Genomic DNA, 16,149 nt, shown 5'->3' on the forward strand with positions numbered 1-16,149 from the left:
TAAATGATTTGGACATATTTTATTATTTTTATATTAGCTGCAATTCCTTTTTTTGAAGTGACAATGATCGTACCCATTGCCATTATCGGGGGTATGCCGGCAATCCCAGTCATTCTTATTGCCATTTTAGGGAATTTATTAACGGTTGCTTTATTTATTATATTTGTAGACTCGATCCGTAATTGGCGTAAAAAGAGAAAAACAAATGTAGAAACAAATGATTCTAAACGTCATCAACGTGCGAAGAAAATTCGCGATAAATATGGTTTACCAGGTTTAGCGTTTATCGGTCCGTTTTTTATAGGTACTCATTTAACAGCATTACTAGCTGTCACTTTTGGTGGTACACGCCTAAAAACTTTAGTATTAATGACAGCAAGCATCGCATTTTGGGCAGTTTCACTTGGCGGTGCCGCGTATTTAGGCTTTGATTTTCTAGTGACGGATGAAGATGATGGGTTTATTACAAGACTTTTAAATCAATAGAGGAAATGTTCTAGCACTAACGGGCGTACTTGTGGAAGAAAATAGTAACCTATAACATAAAAAACACAGATTAATTTTTCTGTGTTTTTAATGTTACGGTTCTCCATAATATGAGCATGCGGTTTTATATTGCACTTAAATATAAATCTAATGAGGCTTCTACTTCTTTTGCAACAAGCTCAACAAAATCATCATAGTTCGTCGTTGTATGCGCTTTATCTAAAGCATTATAGTATGCTAATCGGTTTTCTACTCGGATGATAATTGGTGGATAACCAGACTTCATTAACTCTAAATTCAATAAAAGTCGTGAAGTACGACCGTTCCCATCAATAAATGGATGAATGCCAACAAAGATTGCATGTAACATTGCACTACGTACAATTGGATGTAAATTTTGTGCTTCACTTTTATACCATGACATTAACGCATCCATTTCTTCTTGAATTTTAAATGGTGGCGTGGGTGTATGCACTGCACCTGAAATAAATACTTGCTGATCTCGGTAAACACCTGCATAGCTATCATCGATCCTTTTTAAAACAAGACGATGTAAGTTTTTAATTTGCCATTCCGAAAAAGGTTCTTCTTTATGCACAACATCCTCAACGTACGAAATCGCATCTCGGTGGTTAATCACTTCTAAATGCTCTCGCATCGTTTTGCCGCCAACTGTAATACCTTCTAACACAACTTTTGTTTCGTTAATTGTTAGTGTATTACCTTCTATGGCATTTGAGTTGTATGTCCATTCAAGAAAAAGCTTTTCACGTAAACTTTGCACTGTATATTTCGGTAGCGGTCTTTTTTCATCCAACATCTGTTTCTTTAAATCAATTTGTTCGAACATATTTTCAACTCCCTCTATAAATGTTGATATATCAATGGCTAGCGCCATTTCTGAGTGTCAAAAAATTTTTTTATGACACATACATCTATCGTTATTTTGTAATTCTTGATTTTTTTTACAATGCGTCCGAACGCTTCGCTAAAGGATGATCCATTAATTGGTAATAGCTATCCTGATCTAGTGCCGTATATTGATGCACATTTGGATCTCTGCGTTGCTTATGATGACGGACCCTCCCATGTCTCTAGGCGTCTAATTGCGCGTACATTCCTTCGTTCGGTCTATTCATAAGGCAGAGGCTGGCGATGCTCCTTTAGGGACTCATTTGAATTCATTCAACGGTCGGATGGTGAAAATAATGCCGGCTTCTCTGTGTCATCCTCTTGTTTTTGACTTCTACTAGTGATATTAAGCAGCCGTTTGGAGACTAGCGAAATCGGTCATCATTTGATGTTCGTTAAACATTGTTTTCTTTTTGCATAGGGCATGTAAAATCTTCAGTAACTTCCCACATAACACGACGATGGACTGCTTCTTTCGAAGCGGATTGATGGTGCGTGTAGTGTAATATTCATGTAGTTGTTTGAACGCTGGATTATGCAAGATTAAAGGCATCATTACTCGAAAGAGGAGGGCGCGAAGTTTTCTTCTCCCTCGTTTGGAAATCCTTTTTTTTCCCTTTTGCTGACCAGAAGAGTTTTCACGCAATGTGAGTCCCGCTAGTTTAATTAATTGGCGTGGATGTGCATATTGCGTTAAGGAACCTACCTCTGATAATAAATCGACAATTGTAACATCACCGATTCCAGGTACCGATGCTAAATATTCATAATCCGTCATTTGTTTGGCTAACTCTACGAGCTGAGCTGTTAATTCATCAAGCTGAACCTGCATCAATTTGTGCTGTGAAAGAAGCGTGGCAATTTCGAATTTGGCCATCACTAAACCTTCTGTCAGTCCGATTGAGCTTTCTGCAACCTCGACTAATTGCTTTGCCTTTGGTAACTGCGGGCATTTCATACCCTCTACCTGCCGATATAAAAATAGTAATTCTTCTGGTGATTTGCCTACAATATCTGTTGGCAACGGTGTCATTTCAAGGACCGCATACGCCATTTTCCCAAAGCTTTTAAACACTTGTGTGAATTCAGGGAAAAAGCGATCCAGCCAACGGATAATGCGATTTTGTAGGGCATTTAAATCTTCTTGAACCTTTGAACGTAAAGTCGTTCCATTTCGTAACTCAGACTCGATTCCTTCAAGATGTCGGGGATAGCTGAAACGACCGTCTCTCATAAGGCGAGCAATGATTAGCGCATCCTTTTGATCATTCTTCGTTTGCAGATTGTCATCTAATTCCTTCGAACGATTGACGTGCATTGGATTGACCATCACAAATGGAATCCCATAGTTCGTTAAAAAAGCAGCTAAGTTCATCCAGTAGTGACCCGTTGGCTCGAACCCAACGAGAATTTCATGTTTATCATAAGTTGCTTTAAGCGCCATTAGGCGTTCATAAAGGTTTTCAAAACCAATACGTGATTGCGCGATTGGAAATGATTTTTGGAGCACTCGACCTCGATCATCAATTGCACATGCATAATGTTTATGTTTAGCAATGTCGATGCCGATAACTAGAGTATTTTCAGAAACTTGATTAATTTTCTCATTCGTATTAAAATTCATTGGAATGGAGTCCTCTCTGTAGATGTATGAGTCAATGACCGTTGACACTCAAGCATCATACAAGAGGGCTTTTTTATTTTCAAGTCCCCGAAAATCTTTCTAACAGGAATGCTCCTTATGTAACTTTACATCAGTGACTTGGATATTAAAAAATACAGATTTTAATTTCTCCGATTAATAAGTATGCATAGTTCACTATCTATTTTAATATTCCAAATGTTTTATAAAAATAAGTACAAAATGAAGAAAGAAGTATACTTATTTTATACACCTAGCGATTCAAATATCGGATGCTTTAATTGTATAATACCTAAGATGATAATCATCGTATGAATAATTTATACTTGCTTATGATCTCATGCCCACATTTCTATATTTCATATATAATGCGCGCAAATTTTTTTAAATCCATTACCTGAAGACACCTGTCCTTTCAGCAGCCATTTCTTCTTATTATACTATTTACAGGAGGCGATTCGAATGAACTTTGTTTTTGATATTGATGGTACACTTTGCTTTGATGGAAAAACGATTCATCCATCGATAATAGATGCTTTAACCAAATTATCCGATGCTGGCCATGAAGTTATTTTTGCATCTGCACGACCGATTCGGGATTTAGTTTCCGTTATTCCAGCCCAATTTATCAAGGGGAAATTAGTTGGTGGTAACGGTTGTTACACTTCCGTAAACGGTCAAGTTAGCTCTACTTTCTTTGATTCTATTTTAAGAGAGCAGCTACATGAAATAATCCATACATATCAACTTACTTATTTAGCGGATGGCGAATGGGATTATGCATTCACTGGCAGCTTTGAACACCCTATTTATAAAAATATTAACCAAACTTCCGCAAAAAATTTAGCTATTACAGAGCTTGAGAAAATCTGCAAATTAGTCATCTTTAATCCTGCACAACAAGTAATCACTCAGCTTGAACAATTACCTGTTTCAATCACAACTTATAAAAAAGAAAATGCGATTGATATCAGTCCATTAGGTATTAATAAAGTAGTCGGTCTTGAAAAATTAAACATCCATGATTTTATTGCTTTTGGAAACGATAGCAACGACCAATGTTTATTCGAAAAAGCAGCCTATAGTGTATGTGTAGGTGATAATGAAGTGCAGCAATATGCTTCCAAAAAAATCTCAATAGAAGATATTGCTGAAACAATTTTGCAACCAATAAATCTTCCCGTTAGCATCTAATAAAAGAGCTTAGAGAACATATATAATTCGTGTTCTTTAAGCTTTTTCCCTCTTCCTTTGTAAGGATTACATCTTTTATAAAAACGCCTTCATTTATTTCATATTGAAAAGAGTCAATATTCTCTCCATAAACATTGAGTATAATATCTGTAAAAATTACTAATTTTGCAAATTTTGATTTTTTATTTCGTCTTATTATATGTAAAAGCTTTTACAATAAAATAGGAGGGTTTAATTTTGAATAAATCAAATGAACATAATTTTGTTGAACGCCTCCAAATGGAAAAAGAAGATGCACTTGAATATATCGTCCATCAATATTTGCCACTCATTAAAGGCATCTCATTAAAAATTCTTAGTCCACTTCAAAATGACGGGCTAATCGATGAATGCGTCAATGATATATTTCTATCCATTTGGAACCATGCTAGTAAATTCAAAGGAGACACGACCAACTTTAAATATTGGATTGCTTCGATTGCTAAATTTAAAGCGATTGATTATTATCGCAAAACAGTTAAAAACACTGTAGTACCAACTGAGGATATTGAGCTTGTTCAAAGTGACGTCGTCGAAGAGCAAATAATTTCTTCTGAAAATAAAAGAGAAATACTCGCTTATATCCACACATTAGATCCACTTGACCAAAAAATAATTATAATGCGCCTTTTCCTTGGTATGAAATCAGATGAAATTTCCGAGAAACTTGGAATCTCTAAGTCAGCTATCGACAGTCGCTTATCTCGAGGGAAGAAAAAGCTAAAACATTATGCAATTAATCTGATTGGAGGAAATATCAATTGAAGGATATTTATGAGCTATTAAATGATATTAACGTAGATCTATCTGATGACGATTTTGCCCCTGTCTCTGAATTCGAAAAGAAAAAGGTAACGAAAGCTTTAAAAAGTAAAATAGTAAAAAAGAAAAGAAAAAGAAATTTAGTCGCATCTATTATTGCATTAGTCATTCTAACAGGTTCCATTGCAGGTCTCTCTACCACAACTTATGCAAAAGATATTCCTTTACTAGGAAGCATTTTCAAATTATTTACTTCTAATAGTAGCTATGTAGCTTATGAACAAAATGCTAAAAAGCTTCACCTCGTTGAAGAAAGCAATGGCATAAAGCTTAGTATTATAGATGGAGTTTTCGATGGAAAAACGCTATTCCTTACGTACACAATCGAAACAGACAATGATTTAGGTGAAAAGCCAGCTATCAATAGTTTACCGATATATGGCGATACAGGGCTAGTAAGTAGTGAACAGCTAGTAAAAACCGAGGAAGGAAAATATATTAGTCTCATGACAATTGATCACTATGCTGGTCACCCGCTAACTGATATCGACGTGAAATGGGATATTACGAGCATTTCAACAGGTATTAACCATTCAGGTACCGTTTATGAAGGCAGCTGGAATTTCGACTTCCAACTATCTGCAGTCGATACTAACTCGATTGTAGTAAATGAAACCTTACAGGAAGATGGGCTTACATTTACAGCACAAAACCTAACTGTCACTCCAATGTCCTTCATTCTTTCATATGAAACAAGCGTTACAGCCGGTCTGTCTAATCAATGGGACAATATTTTCGTATCTGTAGATATAGAGGATGATTTAGGAAATAAATATACTTCCTTAAATGGCTTAAATCATGGAGCGCGAACAGATTTTACGGAAAATTGGCTTGCTACTTACGATCAATTGGATGCTCGTGCGAAGGCTCTTTATTTAACGCCAATTGTTACGCTCACTGAAAACGATATAATTGATGTAGATAAAGATGGAAATTTAGTCAAAGCGAACTATCGTTCAATCAACAGCGATAGCCCTTCTAAGCAAGTTCGGTTAGACCCTATTAAAGTTCAAATTCAGTAAATTAAATTTAAGCTGATAAAAAATACGAAGGAATCTAAATTGATTCCTTCGTGTTTTTAGTAAGAAGAACATATTTTATAAAAAATAAATACATAAAAGGACAGGAACAGGAAGTAGTAGATTGGAAAAGAAGCTATTTCGTTCTCCGAAAACAGCAACTTTTTACCCATCATATGAGTAAAATAAACTTACTTTTTAAAAATGATACATAAATTTAATATAAAAGTTACTTTTTATCATTTATACTAAAAATATAGTATGAGAGGTGAATTTAATGATTATTAAAGATACAAGATCATCCCATTTAGATGAACACCTAAAGAATAATTCTGAAACTAGCAGTAATGAAGATAAAGAAATGCTTGAAAACATCAAGGTTACAATAGAGAAGAATAAAGAAATAATAGAGCAAAACCGTAAAATTCTTGAATCAAAGAAACAAAAAGAGGCCACTGAAGAATGATCTCAGTGGTTTTTTGTTTTATCTTATTGCACTTAGATATAACTTTAATGACGCTTTTACTTCTTTAATTCAAGGCTTCTAACTCTACCCTTACAATCGTATGACATTTCTCAGCAGGATAACAGCCCATTGCAGGCAATAAATAGATTTCACGGTGAGGACCTTTTACGCGGTAGCCTTGTTTTTCTATATCCTCTTTTAGCACTGCTAGCGTTTCCACTGTTTTTTTATAATCACCTACATGTAACCTTTGAGCACATAATATTGGGGTACTTTTCACAAATGTAAGTGTAGGTAAATCACTTACACGTAAATTTTTAATTACTCGATTCAGTGCATACTCATAAATGTCATCCGTCACACAATCCGCGACGACCATCATTTGATCGACTAGCCATTTGTTCTCTTTTTCTTCATGCCAGATGATTTCGGGCGGCATTAATTTAAATTTATAATCTAACTGATTTTTAGTAAATTGCTTTATTTGATTCACAACTTTCCAAGCCAACCACTTTTCATCTATCGGTTCAGGTCGTCCGTCCCAGTTCATATTATATGAAGTTGTCATTTGCTGCGAGACATACTTAAGTTCTGGCAACTGCTGAATAATAGTTTTATCCGGTTTGATTTGGTATATATCTTTATAAATTTTTCGATGATCATGCGTTTTAAGTATTGGTGCTTCTTTTTTTATCAAAACCATTCCCCCCTCATTTTGGGATAGAACATTGCCCATGTCCTTCTTTATAAATATTCCAGTTTAATTTAAATCATCCTCTTTATAAATTATGAACAATGCTCCATTACTCTATATCCCCAACAAATATTTTAGACCCATGTTTTAGAGTAAAAAATAAGTTCTTTGAAATCTTACTCAAGAAATTGGATATTTAGCTGAATAAGGCGCAATTCCTTTTTAAGAAAAGCATCAGATTGTTGAATAACTATAATGTGATTTCAATTAATAACACTAAATCCTACCTGTGCTTCTAATTGGTACTTTTCCTCTGATTCAGTCCCCTCTGAAACTCTAATATCAAAATCAGCAATACCATTTACGACATAATATCCAGCAGGGAATTCTTTATTCATAATTTGTTTCATGAAATCTTGATATTCATTTTGGTCTTCGGAACTATATCCTCCACTACCAACATATTCTCCTCGAAGTGGTTCTCCCTTAACTAATGTCTTACTTAATAATGGCATATCCATTGCGTATTCAATTTCATAATTTCTTGTAGTCTCAACCATTGGAAAAGAAAATGGCGAAGCAGCATGGAAAATTTCAATTTCTCCTTTATCACCTGTATATTCTAGTTCTGCATATATTTTTATCGGCTCATTTTCACTATACTCTGCTTTCTCGGTTACAAGTCGATAGGTAAAATCCCCCTCTGTGACTTCGGCCTGTGTTTCCAGCTTATCCGTGTAGGACACCTCATTATCAAGCTTCTTGTCATTACTTTGTTGGCAACCAAATAAAATAATTGATATAAATACGAAAGATAAAATTATTGTTATTTTTTTCATTTAGTCACTCCTCCTTTTATCATTAGACGGGGTTACATAGCTTTCGTTTCAAAATCACCAATAACCTATCAGATAAGGCATATATTATTTTCATTTTTTTAAAGGACTAATATCCCTTACTTATAAACATACTATTATAGTAATTTGAAAGGGGGTGAAAACTATAAAAACGAATACTTTGTTATTGTTAGGAGTACTTACGGGATTATTGGTGTCGTTTATTTTAAGATCGTTCGGAATTAGTCTACATTATGACTTATTCCTTCATAATGTATTTGGTGATTTTAAAATTCTAGGTGTATTATTTACATTATTGCTCATTACAATTCTATTATTCTTTGTCTATAAAGCCAAAAACGCACTTTCAAAAGTGGAATCCGGTTGATATTTGTTATCTAATAAACATTCCCAAATCAAAGTTTGAAGGCAATAGAAAAACCGGTAAACGTTGGTGTAACAGCGTTTACCGGTTTATTATTGGAACATTTTTTTTAAGGACGAAAGAAAACTTATTATGTTGTTTTTTTCAAGTCGTCAGCAAATTTAGAGGATATATAATTCAATACTTCCGTAATTTCGCGATTTTCCTCTATTATTTCTTTATTTTTAGCGATCGTTTCCTTTATATTTTGATGGATTTCATTATCGTAAAGTTTTGTATCTAAGTGAGGTACTGATGTCTTATTCTTTTCCATATCAATTTAAACCTCCTTTTTCCGCTATTATAATGTGGGATATAAATCTTTTCTTTTCCTGGAAGACTATTAATTCACTACTACGTTACTCATAATTTACTTTGTAAATCCTCTGAAAGCTTAAAAACCATAATGCGTTCCCCAGTGATTGTACTCAAATCACTATAAAAACTAACGACTTCTATACCTGTTATGGTAAGTATTGCTTCTTTTATTTCTTCTACACCAGATTCCACTAGGCTATTTCGCATTTTTTTGACTGATAATAGGCCCTCTTTATTTTGGCATACTGCATATTCGGCAGGTGTTAAGACCCCTCCTAACACCACAACTACCATATCTCGCAAGATATCTGATTTAACCGATACGGAACCGCGCCCTAGATAACTTTTCTCCCAATTAGTTAACACTTTACTGATTTCGGCTTCAAGAGCACCTTTTGTTTTATCCATCGTGACTTCCACCCCTCCACTTCACAATTAATTGTTATACATTTATTTTATAGTCAATGGTACCTCTAGCTTCTCCCATATGCATATATAAATATTTTTTCTCTGTACCTTTTCTAAAAAACGAAAAACCGACAATCCAAAAATAATGGTTTCAACTATCAAACCATTTACTTTTAAAATTGTCGGTTTACTTTTAACTAACCTAATCTAGGTTTTCTAAAATGTCTACCTATTATTTAAAATTATTTTTCTAATTCCTTTTTGAATGGATAACCAATGTCCAAAATATTGACTACCAAACTAAGGATAAAACGCTATTTACAATATATAAAAATATTAATACTTAGTTATTTCTCTGTCAAGTTTAAGATAATTAAATTTATTAACCCATTTTCATTTATTATTAATAGTATGATTGGAAATAAGTGGAGGGGTTATATGAGAAAAAATCAATTATACTATCTTATTTATCCTATAATATATTTTATTATTGCAACAGTTGGTCAATATTTTACAAGTGGAAATATTAGATGGAGGGAAAATTTATCCCTTACAGTAATTGCTATTGTAATTGTTTTCTTAGCATTTGTAATATTTAATTGGGCAAACCTCCCTCATGCATCAAAAAGTAAAAGTAAATGAAACAATTTGCCATCAACTTTGAAATACATAATAGATTGGGGCATACGAAGTGATACAGGTTTTATTTGTTATTTTAATATGATACCGATCTATTCCGTTTCTTCTTGCTGAATATAATATTCCATCGCTTGATCAAACCATTTTTGTTCATCTTCTGTAAATGGAGAAGGTGTCATATTTTCAAGTTCTTGCATATCAACTTCTCCTTCTATTTTCTTATCAGCGAGTTTTTGCATCAAATCCTCACCAAGAAATGAAAAAAATTCTTCTACATAGTTCTTAATCATTCTTTGTACTTCCGGGTCCTCTACAGGTTTACCATATAATTGTTTCACTTCTTTAGACACTTGAAAAATCGTTTTATCTAAAGAGATTTTATCTTCTTCCGATTTCTTTTCTAACTCTTCCGCGATATCCGTTAACATATGGCGATCCATCCATTCTTCTTGTAGATGTTGAATACGCATACCGTGAATAAGGTTAAGTATTAAGTTACTATCCACTGTTCCCTCTTCCTCAATTAACCTAATTACTCTATTAATAGATTTCATTGATTGTTCGATTTGTTTTTTCTGTTTTTCTAAAGCTTGAAAATGGAGAGACAAGCTTTCTTTTAAATCAACGGTAAAGCTTGTTTTATTTAATAAATTTTTTATTTCATCCAGACTATATTCTAGGAATTTTAAACTTAGAATTTTTTGTAATACTATAATATCTTGGTAATTGTAAATGCGATGCCCTGAAGCAGGATTCTTTTCTGGTCGTAATAAACCAATTTCATCATAGTAATGTAAAGTAGGAATAGGTACTCCTGTTTTTTCTGAAAACTCCCCAATGGAAAACCTGTTATTGTTATTCATCAAAATTCCTCCCAACAAAAGTATAAGTTTATTATAAAACCTCAAGCAACTTGAGGTTCAAGTGAAAAATTTGAAAATGATATATTGTTCCACTAGGTTCTCCCTACGATTTTTTTGGGTTAAGTTTTTTAAAACTAACGAAACAAAATACTTCAATGATTGTAACTTTTTCCAAACATAGCCGTAGTAACTCTTAGGGGGGATAAAATGAAGTATTTATTAGTTGGTACGCTTCTGGCTCTGATAGGGACGTTAGCATCTATTGTGATATGGGATATTGAAATGGTTACTACTATTACAGGTGGAATTGGCTTGTTTTTTATTGTAATCTCATTCCTTATTTCAGGTGCATTTGTAAGTGGAGATCGAATGCGGGCTAACTTAGCTGCTGAATCAGTCGAAGATAGAAATCAAAGAAATGGTACTGTTTTCCATTCGGTATTGATTGCCATTCCAAATTTTGCAGTAGCGTTTTTGTTTTACTTTTTATTGAACTAACAAAATGTATGGATTTTTTTGTTAAAAATTGAAATTATATTTCTCTACTAGTATATTAGTATTTAGTAATAAAAAGTTTACCAACAAACCAATTCTTCACTTAGGAGAGATAAAAAATGAAATTACGACATAATAAAGTCGCATTAATGGCATTGTCGTTATCTTTAATGACGCCTGTGTTCGTCGCACCAACTACAACAGATGCGGCTACTGATACAAAACTTTTTAAAGATGTAACAATAAAGAATCCAAACTTTGAAATCATTCACTTGATGGCAGATAAAGGAATTATTAGTGGTTATCCTGATGGTACGTTCAAACCGAATCAAACATTGTCTCGAAAACATGCAGCGGCACTTATTACGCGTACCGTCAAAACATTGCCGAAAACAACCGTGTTTAAAGCACCTAAAGATTTATTAACAAAGAACGCATACTACAATGATATGAAAATATTAATGGAAGCTGGATTATTGGAGCTGGATAAGAAGGGTAATATTAAACCCGATGCTCCATTAACACGTGGCGAAATGGCGAAAATCATTACTACCGCTTATCAATTAGATACAACAGGACAACATCCGTTCCGCGATGTATCCTCGAAATACAATTCTTATATAACGGCACTTTACGAAGCAAATGTGACATCGGGCTATGAAGATGGAACGTTTCGTGAAAACACGTATTTAACACGCGCTCATTACACTGCTTTTATTTATCGTGCACTGCGAGAAATGGGTAAGATGCCAGGAACTGAGTTGACCGGTGACATCTTTTTACCGACAAATTACACAAGTGAAGATTATCGTCGGTTTGTACTCGCCTATGAGTACTTAATTATGGGTGATAACAGACCATCTCATGTCATCCATCCATTATTCCCTAGTTGGACACCCTCTTTAGGTTATGAAGTAAAACCAGTGAAGTATTTAATGAAAACGGGTGAAAATGAATATTATTATTCAGATGATGTGGCTAAAAAAATAGCCGAACATTCCAATTACAGCATGCCTACTCCTGATGAAGTAGAGCAATTTGTAAAGAAAGACTTGAAGTTAAATTCAACCAACTATGAACGGTACGATAATGTAAACGGTATATCATTTTTCCACAACCCTAATAATAATCCGAGCTTTAATATAACTTTACCGAAAAAGGGTTCTAATCAGCAGGCAAATAATATTGTAATTAATGCTTACTATAATAATAAAGAAGTGCTCAACCAATTTTTAGCTTATTTAATGAAAACAGAAGCGAATAAAGCAATCGATTGGTATGAAGAAAAAATGAAAATTCTTTATAATCCGCTTTATATGCATCAAGCTAGTTTACAAACAGGCTATTTTGCTAAACAGTTTAGTGACTATTTGATTCAGTTTAATATCGGCTATGCGAATGCTGTTGATGTAAGAGGAGAAATTATCGGTAGTCCATCCTTTTTGGATGATAAACTACATTATTTCGTAACGATTACGACTGCCGATCAGTTAAAAATAATTGAGAGTGCGCCATTAAAACCGATTGAATTCAAACAAGAAGCGTACGACAAACTGATGCGCGATGTTATGCGTCTACATGGAAACCCTTAATTGGAACAAAGAAAGATATAATAGTCAGGTCAGGTGTACATTTGTACACCTGCAAGCTAATTTCCCTTTCCCCTCCTTCCCCCTTTTAAAAATCTTTTAAATCCGTCGTGAGCAATTTCATTTCATAGTCCCTACTTGTCATTGTTTTAAGAGTCCCATTTTTTCCATCAACAAATGGAAATGCTGTTTTGTGAATAGCGTAATGCTTTAACTTTAAATAGGCGACCACTGGAAAATCTGAATCAAGCCATATTGCCCGATAACCTACTAAGCCAAATTTTTGCATCAGACGGTCCAAACTTTCTACTACTGAATATACAAATTCATCATAATTACACGTAAATGCTGATGTAGTCTCTGGATCACCTTTTTCAGTGTCGTCTACATATTGGTTGATTTTAAAGTGTAGGTTTTCAACGTTACTTTTTATATCAAACGCTTTGATGTGCCACTCTGTTAATCCTGGTTCTTGATACCAACTAAAATTCGTTTCATCGCCATAAGATTCTGTATTCATATCAGAATTCAGCGACAGTAAAGCATTTAACAAATCGCCCAAAGCATCAGAAAGATAACTCGCTCTAAAAGTAAACGATTCATTTGCTGTCTGTATTTCGCATATAGCCCATCCTATGCCTATAATTTTATAATTAAATTTCAACATACTCACCCTTTTAATCGTTAATGTAAAACCCGTACTTTTTCCTAAGTATACTAAATCTCCATATAAGTTGTGAGCAGCGATTTGTTCTTCTCTATTCCTGCTGTTTCCCATATTTTCTCTATGATCTACTAGTACTAAAACTTGCTCATCAAATTCACCTTTGACTGTAATAAGCCTTAAGTCTTAATCTAGATAACCCAATCATATTGACTGCATCTGCTTACTATAATAATAAACAATCTTTGAAAAGGAGGTGTTTCTATGAATGGCATTTTCCTTGGATTTCTTACAGGTGTGATATGGCTGCTGCTAGCATTATTAGGATTCATTTCAGAGTTCTTCGAATTAATCGGTCTAGGAGGAGTTCTTGGTAATATTTTAAATATTCTTGTTGCGTTAATTGGCTTCCTTGCTTTTGTTTACTTTGGTTTACGCCTATTCAAGAAAGCATTGCACTAGTGCAAGTAAGTATAATGGGCTTTTGGGGAGCTTGCTTGTTTCCAAACACTATTTAGCTGCGTATTTTGCATCGGCACCTATCGGAGTGATACAAAGATGGCTAGAAACGAGAAGAAAAGAATTCCCTCAAGAAATAGCTCGACTTCTAGCCAACCTAACAGTTAATGTTTCATTTAAATGCATGCTGAGTTTATTGTAAGTGAAGAATTACGCATATTCTTCCTGCTGTATTTTCTCAACTTTTATTTTTAAAATGGATAGCGATAAAAGCGTTAATATACCTACTATAAGATAACTAAGTGTTACTATAAGTGGTAATCCTAATGGATGAAGTAACATAAACGTCACTGCGAACATGCCTCCTAGCATCCCTACATTATTTGCTAGACTTGAATATCTTCCTCTAAAAGATGCTGGAATAAAGTTCGCTGAAATGCCCTGTAATGCGGGGAAAAGCAATATTTCTCCTACCGCTGCTAAAAACATAGCACTAAATAATTGTGGTTGCGTTTGCAGCATACTTAGCAAAATATAACCTACAAACAGCAAAACTCCTCCTGTTAACGCCACGTTCATTTCATTAAAACGAACGAATAATTTTTTTACTACTAATAGGAATACCACGGCAATCACCGTATTTTCTGTCCGTAAAAACCCTAATAAAGAATAGCTGTCTTCACCAAATAAATCATAATAATGCAAGCTTAAATAATAACCAATTTGTTGATCCATTAAACTAAATACAAAGCCTAAAAATAATAATAAAAGTAAAATCTTATTATTCCATACAACCTTCCAGATGGAGTTATTTATTGAATGTCCTTCATCTTCTTTGATTGATAGAGAAGTTTCTTGTGTCGCTTTATGAAGCGTTTCGGGAATCCACTTCATGATTACAATAACTGTGATGATCGAGCTTATAATGATGAAGGTGAACAGCAAAATTTTATATCCCGCAAATAAAAGTCCCCCTATTGAACTTCCTATTGCAAACCCTAAGTATGACGTCCACATCGAATAAATATAAACACTTTTGCGGTTTTCCCTAGTCGTTTCATCTAATATTAGTGCACTATATCCTGGTAAAGCCATGGCTGTAAAAAAATTTGTTAAAATAAAGGCTACTACACTCAAAAGAATCATGTATTCATTCAGTATTTGTCCTAACAATAACAACATAAAACCAACTGCTGTCATTGATTCTCCTATAACAATCGTTAATTTTCTCCCTTTTAAATCGGCTAGTTGACCGCCAAGCAAACCACCAAATAAAGTTATTACACCTATTCCTATTGCTAAAATTGTTATTTTTACACTTCCGATTTCATTCGCAAAATATAAAACAATAAACGGTAACACTGCTGTATTTGTTATAACGGTAACAAATTTTAATATAATACGTATTTGTACACTTCTATTAAAATCTCGGAAATTCATACACAGCCCCCTATTTTGATTGATTAATCAATCAATAAATTGTTTAAGAAAAGGATTGCTTATTGCAATCCAAATAAACGCGTAGCATTTTCAGCATATAATTTTAAAGCACTCTCCGAAAATTGATCTGTATTAGATAAGAACAGGCCTAATAAAAGGGATATATATGAAATGGCTAAAACATTTGCATTTGCCTCTGCAAGCTTCCCTTCTCGCTGACCATTTTGAATTAACTGCTCAAATTTATCTGACATTTCCCGAGCAGCCTTATTCGCAATAAGATAGGGCTTCATATACTTCTCCCACTGGGATGTCACATGAATTAATAACAGTAAATATAAACGTTTTTCACTAAAAAGTTGGAAATGCTTCAATGTCATTTGATGAATTTCCTCTTGATAATCGTTCGGTTGCGTATTAAATCTTAATACCTCCTCCAAAAAATCTGCCATAGGTTCCTCAACACATTTTAATAGTAAATTTTCTTTGTTCTCAAAATATGTAGCCACTGTCCCAAACCCTACGTTTGCAAGCTTAGCAATTTCAGCCATTGTCGTAGCTTCGTATCCTTTTTCTGCGAATAATTTAGTCGCCACCTCTAAAACATCTTTTCGCTTTTCTTCAATTGTCTTTTTCATTTTGTCCCACCTACTTTTGATTGATTAATCAATCTTTTTATTAAATCTACTACATAAAACATATTTTGTAAATAAAAACCAGTAGTGCTGTAAAATAATATT

General features: G+C 33.9%; 21 protein-coding genes. 11 read left to right on the forward strand and 10 right to left on the reverse strand.

Annotation, left to right across the window (positions count from 1 at the left end):
* Positions 1-3: 3 nt before the first annotated feature.
* Complete coding sequence (locus MKY13_RS16065) at positions 4-486, forward strand: small multi-drug export protein (protein WP_339213826.1); 483 nt, start codon at positions 4-6, stop codon at positions 484-486.
* Positions 487-610: 124 nt separating this feature from the next.
* Here the strand turns inward: MKY13_RS16065 and MKY13_RS16070 are convergent, their stop codons facing one another.
* Together MKY13_RS16070 and MKY13_RS16075 are read right to left on the reverse strand one after the other, a co-directional pair.
* On the reverse strand, positions 611-1,336 hold the full coding sequence (locus MKY13_RS16070) for a Fic family protein (RefSeq protein ID WP_191705385.1): 726 nt from the start codon (positions 1,334-1,336) through the stop codon (positions 611-613).
* A 408-nt stretch (positions 1,337-1,744) separates the two neighbouring features.
* Positions 1,745-3,022, reverse strand: coding sequence for an IS110 family transposase (locus tag MKY13_RS16075; protein ID WP_339212637.1), 1,278 nt, complete (start codon positions 3,020-3,022; stop codon positions 1,745-1,747).
* Between the two features lie 480 nt (positions 3,023-3,502).
* Between MKY13_RS16075 and MKY13_RS16080 the strand changes: the two genes are divergently transcribed.
* From MKY13_RS16080 to MKY13_RS16095, 4 genes are all read left to right on the forward strand, one after another.
* Positions 3,503-4,234 (forward strand): HAD-IIB family hydrolase, encoded by a 732-nt coding sequence (locus MKY13_RS16080; protein ID WP_339213829.1) that lies wholly within the window; start codon positions 3,503-3,505, stop codon positions 4,232-4,234.
* 279 nt (positions 4,235-4,513) lie between these two features.
* The gene (locus tag MKY13_RS16085; RefSeq protein WP_339216962.1) at positions 4,514-5,038 is read left to right on the forward strand and encodes a sigma-70 family RNA polymerase sigma factor; all 525 of its coding nucleotides are present in this window, start codon (positions 4,514-4,516) and stop codon (positions 5,036-5,038) included.
* Entirely contained in the window at positions 5,035-6,117 is a 1,083-nt protein-coding gene (locus MKY13_RS16090) for a DUF4179 domain-containing protein (protein ID WP_339213831.1), read from the forward strand. The genes MKY13_RS16085 and MKY13_RS16090 overlap by 4 nt, the downstream gene beginning before the upstream one ends.
* Before the next feature lie 274 nt (positions 6,118-6,391).
* On the forward strand, positions 6,392-6,580 hold the full coding sequence (locus MKY13_RS16095; protein WP_191705382.1) for a hypothetical protein: 189 nt from the start codon (positions 6,392-6,394) through the stop codon (positions 6,578-6,580).
* Positions 6,581-6,644: 64 nt separating this feature from the next.
* Here MKY13_RS16095 and MKY13_RS16100 read toward each other — a convergent pair whose 3' ends face one another.
* Both MKY13_RS16100 and MKY13_RS16105 read right to left on the reverse strand, forming a co-directional pair.
* Positions 6,645-7,277: a hypothetical protein gene (locus tag MKY13_RS16100; RefSeq protein WP_339213834.1), complete on the reverse strand. Its 633-nt coding sequence runs from the start codon at positions 7,275-7,277 to the stop codon at positions 6,645-6,647.
* A 260-nt stretch (positions 7,278-7,537) separates the two neighbouring features.
* Entirely contained in the window at positions 7,538-8,113 is a 576-nt protein-coding gene (locus MKY13_RS16105; protein WP_339213836.1) for a hypothetical protein, read from the reverse strand.
* A gap of 184 nt (positions 8,114-8,297) precedes the next feature.
* Between MKY13_RS16105 and MKY13_RS16110 the strand changes: the two genes are divergently transcribed.
* Positions 8,298-8,498, forward strand: a complete 201-nt coding sequence (locus MKY13_RS16110) for a hypothetical protein (protein WP_339213838.1) — start codon at positions 8,298-8,300, stop codon at positions 8,496-8,498.
* A 127-nt stretch (positions 8,499-8,625) separates the two neighbouring features.
* Here MKY13_RS16110 and MKY13_RS16115 read toward each other — a convergent pair whose 3' ends face one another.
* Together MKY13_RS16115 and MKY13_RS16120 are read right to left on the reverse strand one after the other, a co-directional pair.
* The gene (locus tag MKY13_RS16115) at positions 8,626-8,808 is read right to left on the reverse strand and encodes a multidrug transporter (protein WP_191705380.1); all 183 of its coding nucleotides are present in this window, start codon (positions 8,806-8,808) and stop codon (positions 8,626-8,628) included.
* Positions 8,809-8,897: 89 nt separating this feature from the next.
* Positions 8,898-9,260, reverse strand: a complete 363-nt coding sequence (locus tag MKY13_RS16120) for a DUF2294 domain-containing protein (protein ID WP_191705379.1) — start codon at positions 9,258-9,260, stop codon at positions 8,898-8,900.
* 438 nt (positions 9,261-9,698) lie between these two features.
* On the opposite strand from MKY13_RS16120, the gene MKY13_RS16125 reads away from it, so the two are divergent.
* Positions 9,699-9,902 carry a hypothetical protein gene (locus tag MKY13_RS16125; RefSeq protein ID WP_339213841.1) on the forward strand — a complete coding sequence of 68 codons (204 nt, stop codon included), beginning with the start codon at positions 9,699-9,701 and terminating at the stop codon, positions 9,900-9,902.
* A gap of 89 nt (positions 9,903-9,991) precedes the next feature.
* Here the strand turns inward: MKY13_RS16125 and MKY13_RS16130 are convergent, their stop codons facing one another.
* Complete coding sequence (locus MKY13_RS16130) at positions 9,992-10,762, reverse strand: MerR family transcriptional regulator (RefSeq protein WP_339213843.1); 771 nt, start codon at positions 10,760-10,762, stop codon at positions 9,992-9,994.
* Between the two features lie 207 nt (positions 10,763-10,969).
* Between MKY13_RS16130 and MKY13_RS16135 the strand changes: the two genes are divergently transcribed.
* Both MKY13_RS16135 and MKY13_RS16140 read left to right on the forward strand, forming a co-directional pair.
* The gene (locus MKY13_RS16135) at positions 10,970-11,260 is read left to right on the forward strand and encodes a DUF5316 domain-containing protein (protein ID WP_339213845.1); all 291 of its coding nucleotides are present in this window, start codon (positions 10,970-10,972) and stop codon (positions 11,258-11,260) included.
* 116 nt (positions 11,261-11,376) lie between these two features.
* Entirely contained in the window at positions 11,377-12,849 is a 1,473-nt protein-coding gene (locus MKY13_RS16140; RefSeq protein WP_339213847.1) for an S-layer homology domain-containing protein, read from the forward strand.
* An 85-nt stretch (positions 12,850-12,934) separates the two neighbouring features.
* Here the strand turns inward: MKY13_RS16140 and MKY13_RS16145 are convergent, their stop codons facing one another.
* On the reverse strand, positions 12,935-13,624 hold the full coding sequence (locus tag MKY13_RS16145) for a hypothetical protein (RefSeq protein WP_339213849.1): 690 nt from the start codon (positions 13,622-13,624) through the stop codon (positions 12,935-12,937).
* 150 nt (positions 13,625-13,774) lie between these two features.
* Between MKY13_RS16145 and MKY13_RS16150 the strand changes: the two genes are divergently transcribed.
* A complete protein-coding gene (locus MKY13_RS16150; protein WP_339213851.1) occupies positions 13,775-13,972 on the forward strand; it encodes an ABC transporter in 198 nt (65 codons plus the stop codon).
* 31 nt (positions 13,973-14,003) lie between these two features.
* Entirely contained in the window at positions 14,004-14,171 is a 168-nt protein-coding gene (locus MKY13_RS16155; RefSeq protein ID WP_339213853.1) for a TetR-like C-terminal domain-containing protein, read from the forward strand.
* An 8-nt stretch (positions 14,172-14,179) separates the two neighbouring features.
* Here the strand turns inward: MKY13_RS16155 and MKY13_RS16160 are convergent, their stop codons facing one another.
* Together MKY13_RS16160 and MKY13_RS16165 are read right to left on the reverse strand one after the other, a co-directional pair.
* Positions 14,180-15,409, reverse strand: a complete 1,230-nt coding sequence (locus MKY13_RS16160; protein ID WP_339213855.1) for an MFS transporter — start codon at positions 15,407-15,409, stop codon at positions 14,180-14,182.
* A gap of 59 nt (positions 15,410-15,468) precedes the next feature.
* A complete protein-coding gene (locus MKY13_RS16165) occupies positions 15,469-16,047 on the reverse strand; it encodes a TetR/AcrR family transcriptional regulator (protein ID WP_191699671.1) in 579 nt (192 codons plus the stop codon).
* Positions 16,048-16,149 lie beyond the last annotated feature (102 nt).

The organism is Solibacillus sp. FSL W8-0372 (genome assembly GCF_037969735.1).
Lineage (GTDB): Bacteria > Bacillota > Bacilli > Bacillales_A > Planococcaceae > Solibacillus > Solibacillus faecavium.